Below are 17,008 nucleotides of genomic sequence, written 5' to 3'. Positions count from 1 at the left end.
TTTCGGGAGGTCTAGCGCCGCCGATCACCTTGATTACGCCGCCGCAGGCCGTAGCGGCACCGCCCCTGACCTGGGACGATGCCGTCAGCTCGCGCCTGTCGGCCGGGCAGCCGCGTCGCCCGGAGCCATTCCGCGCAGCTCGGCGAGCACCGAGCCGACCAGGTCGGCCACCGCGGCCGGCTCCTCGAACGCGAGCTCGCAGCCGGCCCCGGGGATGCCGGTGAAGGACGCGCCCGGCACCAGCTCGGCGGCCAGCCGGGTCCAGCGGACCATCGGCTCGCCCTCGTCCAGCCCGACCGCGCACCAGGTGGGCGTGCTGACCAGCGACAGCCGCTCGGCGGCCCGGTAGCCGTAGACGGCGTCGTAGGCGACCGTGTAGTCGGCGCCGGCCTGGAGGTAGGCGACCAGCTCGGTCGCCATCTGCTCGGGATCGTCGCGGGTGACCGACTTCAGCAGCCGCGGCACGATCCGCTCGACGACGTAGTCGCCCCGCGCGTCGGTCTCCCAGCGCTCGTAGTGGCCCTGCGCCTCCCGCTGCTCCGCGTCGTCGGCGATGACGACGCAGCCGATGAGGACGAGCCCGCGGAACAGGTCCGGCCGCAGTGCGGCCATCTCCCCCGCGATCACCGCACCGGTGTGGTGGCCGACGAGGAGCGCCGGCTGGTCGGTGAGCGCGACGACCGCCTCGAGCAGCTGCTCGGCGTACGCGGCGATGCCGGGGGTGCCGGGCAGCGGGTCGGAGCCGCCGAAGCCGGGGCTGTCGAGGGCCAGGTGCCGCACGTCCGGCAGCAGCGGCAGCACGCGCTGCCACATCGCCGAGCTGGAGGCGGTCTGGTGCAGCCAGACGACCGGTGGGGCGCCGGGGTCGCCGAGCTCGCGGAGGTGGACCTGGGCCCCGGCGGCGCCGACGTAGGCGCGGGACCCGGTCATGCGGGGACCCTCGCCGCCGTCCGGGCCGCGCCGGCCAGCTCCGCGATCCGCACCGTCTGGCGGTACGCCGCCTCGCCCGTCACGTTCATGGTGCCGACCAGCTGCATCCAGTCGACGTGCTCGGCGTACTCCTCGACCCGGGCCAGCACCTCCGCGGGCGTCCCGGCGATGCCGATCGCCTCGACCATCCGGTCGCTGACCGCGGCGGCCATCGCCTCGGGGTCGCCCGCCGCGTGGGCGGCCTCGCCGGCGGCCAGCTCCTCGTCGTATCCGAAGGGCTCGAGGAGGGTCCGCAGATACGGGATCGGGAAGTAGAACGCGATCGCCCGCCGGACGTGGTCGTACGCCGCCGCCCGGTCCTCGTCGACCCCGCAGAACCGCATGATGCCGACCCGGATCTCGGAGCGGTCCTTGCCCGCCCGGTCGAGGCCCTGATCGAAGAGGGCGGGCGCGGTCTCGGTGAGCCAGTCCCACGGGTGGATGCTGTTGAGCATCGGGCCGTCGGTGAGCTCGACCGCGGTCCGCACCATCGCCGGCAGGGTGGCCGCCATCATCATCGGCACCCGCCGCGGCGGGGTCATCCGGTGGCCGGGGAACCCGTGCGAGTGGAAGTACTGCCCGTCGACGTCGGTCGGGTGCTCGGGCGTCGCGTCGAGGCAGGCACGGACCGCGGTGAGGTACTCCCGCATCCGGCCGACGACGGGATCGAACTCCAGGCCGTGGAACCGCGTCGCCCAGGGCCGCGGCATCGGTCCGATCCCGAGGGTGTAGCGGCCGTCGCTGAGGTTGTGGATGGTCTGGGCGGCGTGGGCCATGGTCACCGGCGAGCGCGACCAGGTCGCGATGCCGGACATCAGGCCGAGCCCGGTCGTGCGGGACGCGACGGCGCCGAGCATGCCGAACGTCTCGGCCCCGGAGTCGCCGACGGTCACGAAGTCGACGCCGAGGGCCTCGATCCGCTCGGCCAGCTCGACCGAGCGCAGCAGGGGCTGGGTGCCGTGGCCGACGGAGACGCCGACCGGCAGCGACAGCGGGGGAAGATCAGAGAGCACGGCCGAGCTCCTCCCCCTCGTAGATCGCGGACGCCGTGGTGCGTGGCGCGAGCGCGTCGCCGATCCGGTGCACGACCGGCCCGTCCGGGCGGCCCGCGAGGGCGGCGTACAGGTCGTCGACGGCGGTGCGGCCCATCGCGAGCACGACGGTGTCGGCGGGCTCGTCGGTCGGCGCGGTGGCCCACTGCCAGCGCAGGCCGACCGTGTCGGCGCCGATCACCTCCAGCGAGGTCTCGCTGGTCATCCGGACCCCGCGACCGGCCAGCCGCGGGAAGGTCGTGGGCGCGTCGGCGCTGCCGTAGAGCGCCTCGCCGACCGTGGTGTTCGCGGTGACGACGTGCACGGCGACGCCCGCGGCCGACAGCAGGTCGGCCAGGCCGATCGGGAGGTACTCCCCCGTCTCGTCGTAGACCAGGACCCGGCCGCCCAGGGACGTCGGGGCGAGCCGGGCCCGCTCCAGCGCGGTGCGGATGTCGAGCACGTGATCCTGCTCCGCGCCCGGGATGCCGGGCCGATCGGGCCGCAGCGGCGACTCGCCGGTGCGCTGCCAGGTCGAGCCGGTGGCGACCACGACCTCGTCGGCGCCGAAGGCCAGCACGTCCTCGACGGTGGCCCGGGTCCCGAGCCGTACGACGACCCGCCCGTCCGCCATCGCCTGCTCGAGGTTGCCGACCATCGTGTGCCAGCGCTCGCGGGTGGGCAGCGCGCTGATCAGGTTGACGTGCCCGCCGAGCCGGTCGGCGGCCTCCCAGAGCGTGACGTCGTGCCCGCGCGCGGCGGCGACCGCGGCGGCCTTCATGCCACCGGGCCCGCCGCCGACGACCAGCACCCGCTTGGCCACGGCGGCCGGCCTCGTGTCGGTGCCGTCGAAGCCCCAGCGCAGCTCGCGGCCGGTGGCCGGGTTCATCATGCAGGAGATCCGCGGCTGCGAGGTGGTGCAGAAGTTGGCCCCGACGCAGCGCACGACGGACTGCTCGGCCCCCGCCAGCGACTTGCGGACCAGGAACGGGTCGGACAGCAGCGCCCGGGTCATGCCGACCAGGTCGGTGTCGCCGGTGGCCAGGATCGAGTCCGCCTTGCCGAGGTCGGTGATCCGGCCGACGAACATCACCTTCGCGCGCCCGGCCGCAGCGGCGCTCGCCCGCTGGGCGAACGGCTGCATGTAGGCCTCGGGCGCGTCGATCGGCGCGACGGCGTACTGCATGGAGTGGTAGCCGCCGGAGGAGACGTTGACCAGCTGGATCCCGTTCGAGACCAGCTCGTCGACGATCTCCTCGCTGGCCTCGGGGGTGATGCCGTGCTCGCCCAGCCACTCGTCGAAGGAGAGCCGGACGCCGATCACGAAGTCGGGCCCCACCCGCTCGCGGATCGCCCGGGCGGCCTCGACGATGATGCGGGCCCGCTTGCGCGGGGTGCCGCCGTACGCGTCGGTCCGGCGGTTGTACGCCGGGCTCAGGAACTGGCCCAGCAGGTAGCTGTGCGCCGCGTGCAGCTCGACCCCGTCGATGCCGGCCAGCTTCAGGTTGGCCGCGGCGTCGGCGTGCCCGGCGACCAGCTCGTCGATCTCCCGCTGCCCCATCTCGAGCGGGATCTCGCGGTCCCGCGGCGAGGCGACCCGGGACGGTCCCCAGAGCGGGGTCCAGCCGTCGAAGTCGTAGAAGCCGCGCATGTGCACGCCGATGTGGAAGAGCTGGACCAGCACGACGGTGTCGAGGTCGTGCAGCGTGCGGGCGAGCTTCTCGTACCTCCAGATGGCCCGCTTGTCGATGCCGCTGACCGAGTTCTTGAACGCCCCGCGTGCGGAGGCGTGCACGCTCGCGCCCTCGGCGATGACCATGCCGACCCCGCCCAGCGCCCGCTCGCGGTAGTAGGCGATGTGCCGCTCGGAGAGGATCCGGTCCTCGCCGTACAGGAGGGTGTGGGAGGGGAGCACGATCCGGTTGCGGAGAGTGACGTGGCCGAGCGAGAGCGGCTCGACGACGTGGGAGTAGGGAGTGTCCCGGGTGCCGACCGGCGGCAGATCGACGATGGTCATGAGTGGATGTCCCGCATGCGTTCGACGCCTTCCGACAGGAGGTTGAAGCCCACGACCGCGACGAAGAGCGCGAGGCCGGGGAAGAGCACGAGCCACCACTGGCCCGTGGTGATGCCGGTCTGGCCGGCGAGGATCATCGAGCCCCACTCGGCGGTCGGGGCCTGGACGCCGACGCCGAGGAAGGCCAGGCCGGCGATCACGAGGATCGCGTAGCCGAGCGACATGCCGACCTGCGCGATCACCGAGCCGATCGAGTTCGGCAGTACGTGCTGGAGCATGGTGCGGGTGCGGCTGTTGCCCATCGTCACCGCGGCCTCGACGTAGCGCTGCTGGCGCACCACGAGCACCTCGGTGGTGACCAGACGCAGGAAGATCGGCGCGTTGACGATGGCGATCGCCCAGACCACGTTGCCGACGTCGTTGCCGGCCAGCGCGACCAGGGCGATCGCGAGCACCAGCACCGGGAAGGCCTGGACGACGTCCACGACCCGCATCACGAAGGAGGCCAGCCACGGGACGCGCGACATGCCGACGCCCAGCCCCAGCACCACTCCGAGCAGCGCGCCGAGGGCAACGCCCTGGACGGCGAGGCGCAGGTCGAGCCGGGCCGCCTCGGCGACCCGCACGAAGATGTCGGAGCCGTTGGCGTCGGTGCCGAACCAGTGCGTCCCGCTCGGCGCGAGCAGCGTCGACGCCGGGTCCGGGCGGGTGGCGTCGTACGACGACAGCGCGGGGACGACGAAGGACATGACCAGCAGGAACGCGACGATCCCCAGCCCGGCCAGCAGCTGGGTGTTGCCGCTGCGGAGCACGGTGAGCACGCCCCGCGGTGCCCGCCGGGCGGTGGTGCCGACGAACTCGACCAGCGCGACCACGACGTCACGCGGGGTGTCCCCCGACCAGCCGAGGCGGGACGGCCTGCCGGCCTGCAGGACCCGTGCCGGCGTAGCCGCGGTGGTCGTGGTCGCCAGCCGCGGGTCGACGACGGCCTGGACGATGTCGACGACCAGGAAGGTCAGCAGCGACAGCACGCCGGAGACGAGCACGAAGCCTTGGACGGCGTCGTAGTCGTTGCGCGAGATCGCCTCGGCGCCGTACTGCGCGACACCGCCCCAGCCGAAGATGGTCTCGATGAGGACCGCGGCGCCGAGCATGCCGCTGACCAGCACGCCCACGTAGGTGACCGACGGCGGCAGCGAGGCGCGGACGGCGTACCACCAGGACTGCCGGCGGGACAGACCGTTGGCCTGGGCGAAGACGACGAAGTCCGCGCTCATCGTGGACCGCATCGCCGCCCGCATCAGCCGGGTGATGGGCGCGGCCATGCCGACGCCCAGCACCAGCACCGGCAGCAGGGCGTGGTGCGCGGCCGCGGACAGGGCCGGCCCGTCGAGGGCGATCGCCGCGTCGAGGAGCCGGGCCCCGGTGACCTCGGCGGGCACCGGGTCCGAGAGCGCGAGCTGCCCGGTCGGCGCCGGCGCGACGCCGAGCAGGAAGAAGAAGACGTAGATCGCCATCAGGGCCAGCCAGAAGTCCGGGACCGCGAGGAAGACGAAGCTCAGCAGCCGGACCACCATCTGCCCGCCGCGCCGCCGGGTGCGGCCGGCGTACGCCCCGGCGGGGATGCCGACGGCGAGCGCGACCACGAGGGCCAGGCCGACCAGCTCGAGCGTCGAGGCCAGCCTCGTGGTGAGGTCGGACAGCACCGGCTGGCCGGTGACCAGCGAGGTGCCGAGGTCACCGCGGAGGATCCCGGCGAGGTAGTCGCCGTACTGCGCGAGCAGCGACTGGTCCAGGCCGTACTGCGCCCGCAGCGCGTCGATCGCCTCCGGGGTCGCGTAGGGACCGGCGAGCGCGACCGTCGGGTCCCCGGGCAGCACCCGGGTCAGGACGAAGGCGAGGGTGACGACGCCCCAGAGCATCGGGACCATGAGCACCAGCCGGCGCAGCACGAGCAGCGTCACCGGGCCCGGTCGCACCCGGTCGCGCCACGCGCGGCCGACGCCCGCGACGCCGGCTCCCGAGAGCGCGGCGCCGACGGTCACAGGGAGAGCTCCTTGGCCCACAGCAGGTTCATCACGTGGCCCTGGAAGCCGGTGACCTGGTCGCCGGCCGGGACGTGGAACTTGGTCCAGGCCAGCGGGATGGTCGGGACGTCCTCGGCGAGGATCTCCTGCGCGCGGTCGAGCAGCTGGGCCCGCTCGTCGCCGGTCGCGGTCTTCAAGCCGGTGATCAGCTCGTCGATCTCCGGGTTCTGGTAGCCGAAGAGCTGCTGGATGGGCTGCGTCGCGAACAGGTGGCTGAGCTGGTACGCCGCGTTCGGGACCGCCGGCACGTCGGTGTCGTCGATGTAGAAGGGCAGCTTGCCGGCGAGCCGCTCGGTGTCGAAGGTCGTCTGGTCGAGCGCGCTGAGCTGGGCGTCGAGGCCGGCGTCGGCCAGCGAGCTCTGCACCAGGACGGCGATCGCCTCGTGGCTCGGGCTGCCGGCGAGGTAGCTGAGGGTGACCGTGGTGCCCTGGTAGTCGGCGAGCTCGGGGGCCTCGACCGCGTTGTCGCCGTACGCCCAGTGGGTGTCGGTGAAGCCGTCGAAGGACGGGACGATGTGGCTCGTCCACTGCTCGGCGTACGAGCCGTACGCCGAGGCGATGATGTCGCTGAACGGCAGCGCCTTGGCGATGCCCTGACGCAGCGCCTTGTCGGTGAACGGGGCGATGGTGTTCTGCATGCCGAGGAACGTGGTGCCGGCGCTGGCGATCTCGACGACCTGGACGCCGTCGGTGCCGGCGACCTGGTCGAGCTGGCTGGGCGAGTAGTCGTTGCCGAGCATCGACTCGCCGCGGGTGAGCAGCTGCAGCGAGTTCGCGGGCTCGGCCACGGTCCAGGTGATCGTCTCGAGGGCCGGGGCCTTCCAGTGCTTCGGGTTCGCCGTCAGGGTGGCGCGCGAGCCGTCGGAGGAGCGGTCGGCGAGCGAGAACGGGCCGAAGCCGGCGGCGTTGGTGGTCAGCCACTCGGCGGCCCACGGGTCGGCGTCGGTCGCGTGCTTCTTCATCTCGACGCTGTCGTAGATCGCCATCCACGGCGCGCCGAGCAGCTGCACGAAATAGGGCTGGGGCGCCTCGGCGAGGGTGATCGAGACGGTCTTGTCGTCGACCTTCGCCAGCTGTGCGACGTCGGTGATGCCGGCCAGCATGTAGAAGAAGCCGGGCGAGCCCTGCATGGCGAGGCTGCGCTCGACCGACCACAGGATGTCGTCGGCGGTGAGCTCGTTGCCCGCGGCGCTCTCGCAGCTGGGCTGCAGCGCGAAGGTCCACACCAGGCCCGACTCGTCGGTGGTCCAGGAGGCCGCGAGGCCGGCGTTGGCGTCGGCCGCGGCGGGCGTGCCGTCGGCGGGGACGCTGGTGTCGACGAGGGTGTCGTAGATGTTCAGCCAGACCTGGGTCGCCGGGGCGCCGGCGCCGGTGTCGGGGTCGAGGGCGACCGCCCCGCGGGTGGCCGCGACCACCAGGTTCTTGACGGCCGAGCCGCTGGGGCCGGCGCCGCCGCTCGACCCGCCGCCACAGGCGGAGAGGACCGAGCTCGCGGCCGGGATCGCGAGTGCCGCGAGGCCCATCCCGAGGATGCCGCGACGGCTGGCGACGAAGGTGGTGGTGGTCTTCATGAGGACTCCAGGGAGGCAGGGTCGAGCGGCAGCTCGGACGCGAGGAGGTAGCGGGTGTACTCGTGCTCCGGGGTCGACAGGACGGCCTCGGCCGTGCCCTGCTCGACCACCGAGCCGCTGTGGACCACGGCGATGTGGCTCGACAGCGATCGGATCGTGGGGAAGTCGTGCGAGATGAGGACGTAGGACAGGTCGAGCTCGTCTCGCAGCCGCCCGAGCAGCCGCAGGATGTCCGCGCGGACCGAGACGTCGAGTGACGCCGTCGGCTCGTCGAGGACCAGGAGCCGGGGCTGGGTCGCCAGCGCCCGGGCGATGTTCACGCGTTGCTGTTGGCCGCCCGAGAGCTGATGCGGGAACCGGGTCGCGAGCTCCGCGTCGAGGGAGACCATCGCCAGCAGCTCGCCGACCCGCGTCGTGCGCTCCGCCGCCGAGAGCCGGGTGTGCAGCACGAGCGGCTCGGCGACCGCCTCGCCGATCCGCAGCCGCGGGTCGAGGCTCTCGAAGGGCTCCTGGAAGACGATCTGCACGTCGCGGCGCAGCCGGCGCAGGTCCCGCTCGCGCAGGCCGACGATCTCCTGACCGAGCAGCCGTAGCGAGCCCTCGTCGGCCGGCAGCAGGCCGAGCAGGCAGCGGGCGAGCGTCGACTTCCCGGACCCGCTCTCGCCGATGATGCCCAAGGTGCCGCCCGCGGGCAGCTCCAGGTCCACGTTGTCCAGGGCCACGACGGGCGGGCGTCCCCGTCGTCCCGGGTAGGTCTTGCGCAGTCCCCGCACCGACACCGCGGGCTTCGACCGCACGGGAGGACCGGTCGGCGCGACGCCCTGGCTGGTCGCCAGGGTCGAGCTCACGACGCCACCGCCGCGGTCTCGTCGGGGCCCTGGTCCCAGGGCCGGGACGCCGCCACCAGCCCGCGGGTGTACGGCGCCCGCGGGCGGGTCAGCACCTCCGCCGTACGACCCTCCTCGACGAGCTCGCCCGCCGTCATCACCGACATCGTGTCGGCGAAGTGCGCGACGACCGCGAGGTCGTGGGTGATCAGCAGGACCCCGAGGCCGTGCGCCTCCTGGACCTCGCGGATCAGCTCGAGGACCTTCCGGGCGACCGTCGGGTCGAGCCCGGTCGTCGGCTCGTCCGCGATGACCAGGTCCGGCTCGCACAGCAGCGCGGTGGCGATGACCGCACGCTGGGCCATGCCTCCGGACAGCTCCGAGGGCAGCGAGCCGAGGACCCGCTCGGGCTGCGGGAGCCCGACCGAGCCGAGCAGGTCCAGGCACCGGGCGCGGCGCTGACGGCGGGTGAGGCCGGTGTGGGTGCGCAGGATGTTGTCCATCTGGCGGCCCACCGCGACCATCGGGTGCAGCGCGGTCCGCGGGTTCTGCATGACCATCGTGACGGTGCTGCCGTGGATGCCGGCGAACCCGGCCCCGGCCGGGCCGACCTGCTCGGTGCCGTGCAGCCGCACCGAGCCGCCGGTGACCGCGAGCCCGGGGGCCAGCAGCCCCATCGAGGCGCGCGCGGTCACCGACTTGCCGGACCCGCTCTCCCCGACCAGGGCGTGCATCCGGCCGGAGGCGACGTCGTAGGACACGCCGCGGACCAGCTCGGCGCCGTCGCGGTCCCGGGTGACCCGCAGCCCGTCGACGCGGAGCAGGACGGCGGTGTCCGGCTCGGCGTCGACCACCGGCTGCGGGCCGGTCGTGGTCGTGGTCATGGCTGTCTCCTCGTCGTTCGCGGTGGCTCGGTGCAGAGGACTGGGCGGCTCGACTCAGAAGGCGAGCAGGTTCTCCCGGAAGGTCTCGCCGTCGTACGACGACCGGATCAGCCCGCGCCTGCGCAGCTCCGGGCAGAGGCCGTCGGTGACCTGGGAGATGGAGAGGCGGGTCATCGGGGCGTAGACGACGAAGCCGTCGCCGTCCGCCTCGTCCATGACCTCGCCCATCTGGGACGCGATCGAGTCCGGGGTCCCGATGAACTCCATGCCGTACTTGTTCGGGCCGGTGACGACGTCGCGCAGGGTGAGGTTCTCGGTGCCCTCGATCCAGGCCTTGGCGCTGGTCGTCTCACCGTTGCCGACCTTGGTGGGCACCGGGCCGTCGAGGTCGAACTTCGAGTAGTCGATCTCCCCGCCGCTGGCGTAGGACATCCCCCAGAGCTTCTCCTCGATGGCGTCGGGGGTGAACCGGAGGTCCTGGACGCGCTGCCACTTGGCCTGCGCCTCGTCCTGGGTGTCGCCGAGGTACGGCGTCATCATGAACAGGATCTTCAGGTCGGACGGCTTGCGTCCCCACTTGACCAGCCGCTCGTCCATGTCGGCGCGCAGGTCCTTCATCGCCTGCGGCGTGCGGGCCAGGGCGAGCATCGTGTCGGCGTGCTTGGCGGCCAGCTCGCGGCCCGGCACGGAGTTGCCGGCCTGGGCGACGACCGGGCGGCCCTGCGGGCCCGGGATCGTGTTGAGCGGACCGCGGACCTTGAAGTACTCACCCTCGTGGTCGACGGTGTGCACCTTGGTGTGGTCGACGTAGCGGGGCTCCTCCTGGTCCATCAGGACCGCGCCCGGCTCCCACGAGTCCCACAGCGCGGCGACGACGTCCATCCACTCCATCGCCATCGCGTACCGGTCGGCGTGGGCCAGGTGGGCGTCGAGGCCGAAGTTCTGCGCGACCCGGTGGGTCACGGAGGTGACGACGTTGACGCCGACCCGGCCCTCGGTGAGGTGGTCGAGCGTGGTCATCAGCCGGGCGCCGAGGAACGGCGGGTACTGGATGGTCGACATCGTGGAGACGATCCCGAGGTGCTGGGTGGCCGCGGCGATGAGCGGCACCAGCGGCATCGGGTCGTTCTTGGGGGCCATCAGGCCGTACTTCAGCGCCGTCTCCATGGACCCCTTGTAGGAGTCCTCGATCATCGAGGTGTCCTCGATGAACAGGAGGTCGAAGCCGGCGCGCTCGAGGGAGCACGCGAGATCGGTGTAGATGCGGGGCTTCATCCAGTCCCGGCCGTTGTTGCCGGCCCAGGGCTGGTACCACGGGTGGATGCCGAAGCCGTCGCCGAGGAACCATCCAAGGTGGAACACGTGATGCCTGCTTTCTCGAGGGTGACGGTGCGCCCCGGGCGGGCCCTGCGGGGGTCGCCGCCGGGGACGGACAGCAGTCAACGAGGCGAGGATTTCGGGCCGCGACCCGTCCGGTCACCGTTCATTTGCGCGGTTCGGCCGTTCCCCGGTCGCCGCGCAATCGACCTGGTCGGGAGCGCGGCCGCGCTCCGGGAGGGGGACGACGGCGGACGGCGCAAGGCGTCGTACGGCGTAATGCTCAAGAAACGTCCGTAACGCCGGGAACCGGGACCGAGGACGTCCGCGGCTCGGTCGTGTGCGTGAAGCAGATCCGGTCCGACCGGTAGTGGGAGTAGCTCAGGTCGCGCGGCAGACCGTCCGCGTCGACGAGCAGCACCTCACGCACCAGGACCGGCGAGCCGGCCGGGACGCCGAGCAGCTCGGCGGTGAGGGCGTCGGCGCCGACCGCCTCGACCAGCGACTCGACGCTCCCGAGCGGGACGCCGAAGCCGTGCTCGAAGGCGGTCGCGAGGTCGGCGACCCGGACGGTCGCCCGGGCGGGCAGCCGGGACACCGGCTTGTACGTCGCCCGCACGCACAGCACCTCGCCGTGCGCGCGGACCAACTCCTCCACCATCAGGACCGGCTCGTCCTCGGCGATCTTCAGCCGGGCCCGCATCCACGGCGGCGCCGGCATCTCCTGCTCCTCCAGCCGCTCGACCGCGCTGTCCTCGACCACCTGCTGGTCGGGCGGGAGGTGCATGAGCTGGTCGGTCGCGACGTCCAGGATGGCGCCGTTCACGGTGGTGCCGACCCGACGTCGACGCTCGACGAGCCCGTCCGCGGCCAGCGCCTGCAGGGCGTCGCGGACCGCCTGGCGGCTGGCCGAGAGCTCCTCGATCAGCCGCTCCTCGACGAGGACGCCGGAGCCGCCGACGTCGCCACGTCGGATGGAGGCGCGGACCAGGTCGTAGACCCGACGCGCGGACGACTGGCGCCGGCCCCGACGCTGGGCGGAGCCGGACACCGAGCGGGGGTGGCTCACGCGCCCGGCCCCGCCGTTCACGCGGACGCGCCCGCGGGGACGGTGACGTCGCAGTGCAGGGTGACGTCGATGTTCCCGCGCACGGCACGGGAGTAGACGCACTGGGCGTGCGCCTCGGCCATCAGCTCGTCGGCCACCGGCTGCTCGACGCCGGGCAGGTGGGCGGTCAGCTCGGCCGAGAGCCGGAAGCCGTCGTCGACCTGCACGAGGTGGACGACGCTGTCCAGGGTGAACGTGGTGGCCCGGATCTTGCGGGTGCGGGCGACGTACTGGAGCGTGCTGAGGAAGCAGGCGCCGTACCCGAGGGCGAAGAGCTGCTCGGGGTTGGTGACCGCGCTCTGGTCGACCGGTCCGCCCATCGCCGGCGGGGGCTTGAGGGTGAGCGAGGGGTAGCCGGTGTCGGTCGCGGCGTGGCCGTCCCGACCTCCGTCGATGTGGGCACGAGCGGTGTAGTGCACGGTGTCTCCTTCGTCGATGGACTTATCCGACAGCCGTCGACCAGAGGAACCCGGGACGGTTACGTCCGTGGTCGCTGATCGGCGACGTCGCTGTTACGGGCGCAGGTCACACGTCCGCGCCCGCGGCCGGCACCGGGAGGCCGGTGCCGGTCCCGTCCGCGCGCGCCAGGAGGCGCACGCGGGTGGTCCAGGCGAGGACGCCGGCCAGGCCGGTCAGCGCCATCGCGATCGCGGTGGCGGCCAGGCCACCGGGGTGCAGCGGGGCGACCACCAGGCCGACCACCGCGCCGAGGCCGAACTGGAGGCCGCCGACCAGGCCGGAGGCGGTGCCGGCGCGCGCCGTACGGCCCGCGAGGGCGGCCGCCGCGCCGAGCGGCATCGCCACGCCCAGGCACAGGTTGGAGGCGAAGAAGAGGGCCAGGGTGACGCCCAGCGGGGGCAGCCCGCCCCAGGCCGCGGCGACCGCGGCCAGGGTCAGCTGCACCCCGACGCCCGCGCCCAGCGCGACGACGACCAGCCGCTCGGCGGGCACCCGCTCCAGCAGCCGCGGCGAGGCCTGGGCGCCGGTGACCATGGCGACGGCGACGGCGGCGAAGGAGACCCCGAACGCCAGGCTGCCCTGGCCGTACTCCCCGCGCAGCACCTCCGGCGAGAACGTCACGAAGACGATGACCGCGGCGAAGGCCAGGCCGGAGGTCAGGGTGGCCAGGGCGAAGGGCGCGTCGGTGAGCAGCCGCTCCCCCGCCGGCCGGGGCCCGGTGACCGAGGGCCGGGCGGGCCGCGACTCCGCGAGACCGAGCGCGGTCCAGGCCACGACGAGCGCACCCGCGACGACCAGGATCCAGAACACGCCGCGCCAGTCGGTGACGGACAGCAGCACGCCACCGATCACCGGGGAGAGGATCGTGAACGCCGCGGTGAGCAGCATCAGCCGGGCCAGCGGCCGCGCCAGGGCGCCCGGGTCGAGCAGGTCGGCCAGGACGGCGCGCGACACGGTGAGGCCGCACGCGCCGGCCAGGCCCTGGCAGACGCGCAGCACGATGAAGGCGACCGGGTCCTCGACGACCGCGCAGCCCACGCTGACCGCCGTCCAGGCCACCAGCCCGACCAGGACCGTCGGGCGCCGGCCGATCCGGTCGGCCACCGGACCCCACAGCACCTGCCCCACCGCGAGGCCGAGCAGGCAGCCGAGCAGGCTCCACGCGGCCTGGGTGTCGCTGAGCCCGAGGGTGTCGCTCACCTCCGGGAGGGTCGGGAGGTACAGCTCCATGGAGCTGGGCCCCACGACCGCGAGCACGCTCAAAAGCACCATCAGGCGGGCGGGGATGCGTGTCGTCACGTCCGCACCCAACCCGGCCGGGATGTTGCGGGCGTAACGCCGGCGCCCGCGGCCCCTTACGCCGTCGGTGCCAGGTTGCGCGCAGGTAACACCGCAGGCCGCCTGCGCTCTCGCCCGGCCGTGGAGGAGCGATCGGACCGATAACGCCACTCCCCTTTCTCAGTGACCGCCCCAGCCCCCGACAGCGTCACCACAGGATCGGCGGCCACCGTCGGGTGGGAACAGTCACCACTCAACGAGGAGCAGGAACATGGACCGATCGACACTCACCCGGATCGGCGCCGCCGGCGCCGTCGCAGGACTGGGCCTGGCCGTCGGCGGCGTCGCGCTGGCGTCCGCCGAGACCACCACCGCCCCCTCCGGGACCTCGAGCAGCGCGCACCCCGGTGGCCCGCGCGGGGACCGCGGCCAGGACGCCGAGGTCCTGGCCTCCGAGCTCGGTCTGGAGGAGTCCGTCGTCGAGGAGGCGCTGACCGCGGTCCGTGACGAACTGCGGCCCGAGAAGTCGTCCGACACCGACACCCGACCCACGCCGCCGACCGAGGAGGAGCGCGCCGAGCGCCAGGCCGCCCTGGTCACGGCGCTCGCCGCGAGGCTGGACGTCTCGGAGGCCGAGGTGGAGGCGGCGTACGCCGTCGTCGAGGAGAAGCGGGAGGCGGAGCGGACCGAGCGCCAGGCCGCGTCCCGCGCGGACCTGGTCACGCGCCTCGACGAGGCGGTCACGGCCGGCACGCTGACCGAGGCCGACAAGGCCTCGGTCCTGAAGGCGTACGACGCCGACCTGCTCGCTGGTCCCGGTGGTCCCGGCGGCCCGGGTGGCGGCCAGCCGGCCGCGGACGCCGCCGCCGAGTAGGACCAGCACGAACCGGCCGCCGTCCCCGGCTCGGGGTCGGCGGCCCTCGTCCCTCAGCCGGTCTCGGCGAGGTGGACCGCGACGACGACGATGTCGTCCACGTCGTACGACGCCCGCTCGCCGCGACCGTCGAGGTCCCCGGTCAGCCGCTCCAGGAGGTGATCGGTGAGCGCCTGCCCGTCCGCCCCGGGCGTCGCGGCCGACGCGACCTCGTGGAGGCGGGCGAGCCCGACGTCGAGGTGCTCGCCCCGACGCTCGACGAGCCCGTCGGTGTAGGCGATCAGGGTGCTCCCGGGCTCCAGGACGAGGGAGACGTCACGACGCGGCCCGGTGCCGTAGCCGAGCAGCGGCCCGCGCGCCGGGGGCGGGTCGACGAACTCGTGCCGACCGTCGGGACGCCGCAGTAGCGGGGCGGGGTGCCCGGCCGAGGACAGCGTCAGCAGCCACCGCCCGTCTTCCCGCGGCTCGAAGTGGGCGAACAGCATCGTGGCGATGGGCGGCTCGGCGTTGAGCGCGGGCAGCAGCCGGTCGATCTGCTCCAGGACGGCGGCCGGCATCAGTCGCTGGGTCGTGGCGGTGGCCTGCAGCAGGCCCTTCAGCTGCCCCATGGCCGCGGCGGCGTACACGTCGTGCCCGCTGACGTCGCCGACGACCAGCCCGAACGGACGTCGACCCTCACCGGCGGGTCCGAGGGCGCCGACGTCGAGGACGTCGTAGAAGTCGCCGCCGACCTCGGCACCGTCGGCGCTCGCGAGGTACTGCGCCTCGATCCGCACGCCCGGCAGCACCGGGATCTCGGGCAGCAGGCTGCGCTGCAGGGTCTGCGCGATCAGCGACTGGGTGGCGTAGAGACGCAGGTTGTCGAGGATCAGGCCGGCGCGTCGGCCGAGGTCGACCGCGGTGTCCACGTCGGCGTCGGTGAACGGGTCACGGCCCGTCCCCCGGTTCAGGACGACGACATCGCGCACGCCGAGGCGTCCCGGCAGACCCACCACCAGGGCAGAGCCGATCCCCAGCTCCGCAGCGCCCCTCGGCAGGTCCTCGTCGGTGAGCAGCCGCGAAGGCCGGCCGGCGAGCAGGTCCGTGACGAGCCCCTCGCGCGCCGCCAGCGCGGGCACGTGCTCGGCGTACGACGCCGCGGCCTCGGTCCGGGTCGGGTCCCGGTGGAGGGCGAGGTGCTCGGTGACGCCGCCGTGCTCGTTGACGTGGAAGAACAGCGCGACGTCCGCCAGGGTCGGGACCAGCAGCTGCAGGAGCCGGTTGCGGGCCTCCCCGACGTCGAGCTCGCCGCTGAGCGACTCGCTCGCCTGGGCCATCAGCTCCACGCGGGCCTGGGCCTCCTCGGCCCTCCGTCGGGCCCGGTGCTCGGCGGCCAGCGCGGCGTCCCGCTGCCGATCGGCCTCGATCCGCCCGCTGACGTCGCTCTGGACGCCGACGAAGTGGCTCACCAGACCGTCCGCGTCGAGGATCGGGGTCATGGTGACCTGGTTCCAGAAGGCCAGACCGTCCTTGCGGTAGTTCAGCAGCGTGGCGGTGACCGGCTCCCGAGCGTCCAGGGCCTGCCGGATCCGCGCGACCTCCTCGCGGTCGGTGCCCGGGCCCTGCAGGAAGCGGCAGTTGCGGCCGACAGCCTCCTCGAACGCGTAGCCGGTCGAGGCCGTGAAGGCGGGGTTCACCCAGACCAGGGGCATGTCGGGGAGCCGGGCGTCGGCCACCGTGAAGGACAGCCCGGTGGCCAGCACGGCCCGGTCCCGGATCTCCGCGTCCTGGTCGCCGAACGCCTCGGCGGCGCGAGCCGCCTGCTGCTCGCGGACGGAGAGGAACACCACCAACGCGTGGTCGTCGAGCATCGGCGCACCCGTCATGGGCAGGCCGACCACCCACAACGGCTCGCGGGAGGCACCCATCTCGCTCCGCCGGTGGGCCGAGACCCGCTGCCCGGGGACCGGCTCGGCGCGCAGCAGCCTCGTCAAGGGGTGGTCGGAGTCGGACAGCTCGGTGCCGGCGGAGTCCCGCAGGCGGGCCGCGTCCGACCACTCCTCCAGCGCTACGGGCAGGTCCACCCCGGGCGCCAGCTGCTGGGCGACGTCGTTCGCGTGCACGACCGACCGCGCGCCCAGGTCCACGACGAGGATCGCCGCGGGCGCGTCACCGATGACCGCGTGGAGGTCCGCGTCCAGCGGGACCGCCCCACGGTCGAGCTCCTGGTCGATGGGTCGGGTCATGCGGGCTCGGGCTCCACGACGGGTTGGGCGCGCGCCTGCAGCGAGCGCAGGCTGAACGAGGAGACGCCGTCGGCGAGCTCCTCGACGAGCGCCGCCATCAGGGCCTGGCACACGGCGGGGCGGCCGGCCGGCTCGCGTCTCGCCTCCTGCTGCAGCAGCCGCAGGTCCTGGCGGACGAGCGCCGCGCGCTGGGCTGAGAGGGAGGAGACCGGCAGCAGCAGACGCACCAGGTCGACGAACGACCCCACCTGGTCCTCGTCGCGGTCATGAGCGCGGACGACGTCCCGGGACGAGACGACCGGCCGAGGGCGCGGGCGGACCAGGGACAACGGGATCGGGTCGCGAGGGTTCATGACGGACC

Annotated in this window: 14 protein-coding genes; 1 reads left to right on the top strand and 13 read right to left on the bottom strand. The window is 73.5% G+C overall.

Annotated elements, in window-relative coordinates; genetic code table 11:
- Positions 1-84 precede the first annotated feature (84 nt).
- The 11 genes from V7S47_RS20225 to V7S47_RS20175 all read right to left on the bottom strand — a co-directional run bounded on the left by V7S47_RS20225 (position 85) and on the right by V7S47_RS20175 (position 13,569).
- A complete protein-coding gene (locus V7S47_RS20225) occupies positions 85-930 on the bottom strand; it encodes an alpha/beta fold hydrolase (RefSeq protein ID WP_336563254.1) in 846 nt (281 codons plus the stop codon).
- Positions 927-1,982, bottom strand: a complete 1,056-nt coding sequence (locus V7S47_RS20220) for an LLM class flavin-dependent oxidoreductase (protein WP_336563253.1) — start codon at positions 1,980-1,982, stop codon at positions 927-929. Before V7S47_RS20220 ends, V7S47_RS20225 begins: the two co-directional genes overlap by 4 nt.
- Positions 1,972-4,017 carry an oxidoreductase gene (locus V7S47_RS20215; RefSeq protein WP_336563252.1) on the bottom strand — a complete coding sequence of 682 codons (2,046 nt, stop codon included), beginning with the start codon at positions 4,015-4,017 and terminating at the stop codon, positions 1,972-1,974. Before V7S47_RS20215 ends, V7S47_RS20220 begins: the two co-directional genes overlap by 11 nt.
- Entirely contained in the window at positions 4,014-6,062 is a 2,049-nt protein-coding gene (locus tag V7S47_RS20210; RefSeq protein WP_336563251.1) for an ABC transporter permease subunit, read from the bottom strand. The genes V7S47_RS20215 and V7S47_RS20210 overlap by 4 nt, the downstream gene beginning before the upstream one ends.
- Positions 6,059-7,675 (bottom strand): ABC transporter substrate-binding protein, encoded by a 1,617-nt coding sequence (locus tag V7S47_RS20205; RefSeq protein WP_336563250.1) that lies wholly within the window; start codon positions 7,673-7,675, stop codon positions 6,059-6,061. The genes V7S47_RS20210 and V7S47_RS20205 overlap by 4 nt, the downstream gene beginning before the upstream one ends.
- Entirely contained in the window at positions 7,672-8,523 is an 852-nt protein-coding gene (locus tag V7S47_RS20200) for an ABC transporter ATP-binding protein (protein WP_336563249.1), read from the bottom strand. The genes V7S47_RS20205 and V7S47_RS20200 overlap by 4 nt, the downstream gene beginning before the upstream one ends.
- On the bottom strand, positions 8,520-9,386 hold the full coding sequence (locus tag V7S47_RS20195) for an ABC transporter ATP-binding protein (protein WP_336563248.1): 867 nt from the start codon (positions 9,384-9,386) through the stop codon (positions 8,520-8,522). Before V7S47_RS20195 ends, V7S47_RS20200 begins: the two co-directional genes overlap by 4 nt.
- Before the next feature lie 54 nt (positions 9,387-9,440).
- On the bottom strand, positions 9,441-10,748 hold the full coding sequence (locus V7S47_RS20190; RefSeq protein ID WP_336563247.1) for an NtaA/DmoA family FMN-dependent monooxygenase: 1,308 nt from the start codon (positions 10,746-10,748) through the stop codon (positions 9,441-9,443).
- A gap of 238 nt (positions 10,749-10,986) precedes the next feature.
- Positions 10,987-11,772, bottom strand: coding sequence for a GntR family transcriptional regulator (locus V7S47_RS20185; protein ID WP_336563246.1), 786 nt, complete (start codon positions 11,770-11,772; stop codon positions 10,987-10,989).
- 17 nt (positions 11,773-11,789) lie between these two features.
- A complete protein-coding gene (locus tag V7S47_RS20180) occupies positions 11,790-12,230 on the bottom strand; it encodes an Ohr family peroxiredoxin (protein WP_336563245.1) in 441 nt (146 codons plus the stop codon).
- 106 nt (positions 12,231-12,336) lie between these two features.
- Positions 12,337-13,569: an MFS transporter gene (locus V7S47_RS20175; RefSeq protein ID WP_336563244.1), complete on the bottom strand. Its 1,233-nt coding sequence runs from the start codon at positions 13,567-13,569 to the stop codon at positions 12,337-12,339.
- A 250-nt stretch (positions 13,570-13,819) separates the two neighbouring features.
- Between V7S47_RS20175 and V7S47_RS20170 the strand changes: the two genes are divergently transcribed.
- On the top strand, positions 13,820-14,422 hold the full coding sequence (locus V7S47_RS20170) for a hypothetical protein (RefSeq protein ID WP_336563243.1): 603 nt from the start codon (positions 13,820-13,822) through the stop codon (positions 14,420-14,422).
- Between the two features lie 53 nt (positions 14,423-14,475).
- On the opposite strand, the gene V7S47_RS20165 is transcribed toward V7S47_RS20170, so the two are convergent.
- Both V7S47_RS20165 and V7S47_RS20160 read right to left on the bottom strand, forming a co-directional pair.
- Positions 14,476-16,647, bottom strand: a complete 2,172-nt coding sequence (locus V7S47_RS20165) for a PP2C family protein-serine/threonine phosphatase (protein ID WP_336563242.1) — start codon at positions 16,645-16,647, stop codon at positions 14,476-14,478.
- Positions 16,644-17,000 carry a hypothetical protein gene (locus V7S47_RS20160; protein WP_336563241.1) on the bottom strand — a complete coding sequence of 119 codons (357 nt, stop codon included), beginning with the start codon at positions 16,998-17,000 and terminating at the stop codon, positions 16,644-16,646. Before V7S47_RS20160 ends, V7S47_RS20165 begins: the two co-directional genes overlap by 4 nt.
- Positions 17,001-17,008 lie beyond the last annotated feature (8 nt).

This window comes from Nocardioides sp. CCNWLW216, from assembly GCF_037120545.1.
GTDB classification, from domain to species: domain Bacteria; phylum Actinomycetota; class Actinomycetes; order Propionibacteriales; family Nocardioidaceae; genus Nocardioides; species Nocardioides lianchengensis.
This window is presented reverse-complemented; position numbering and strand designations above follow the sequence as displayed.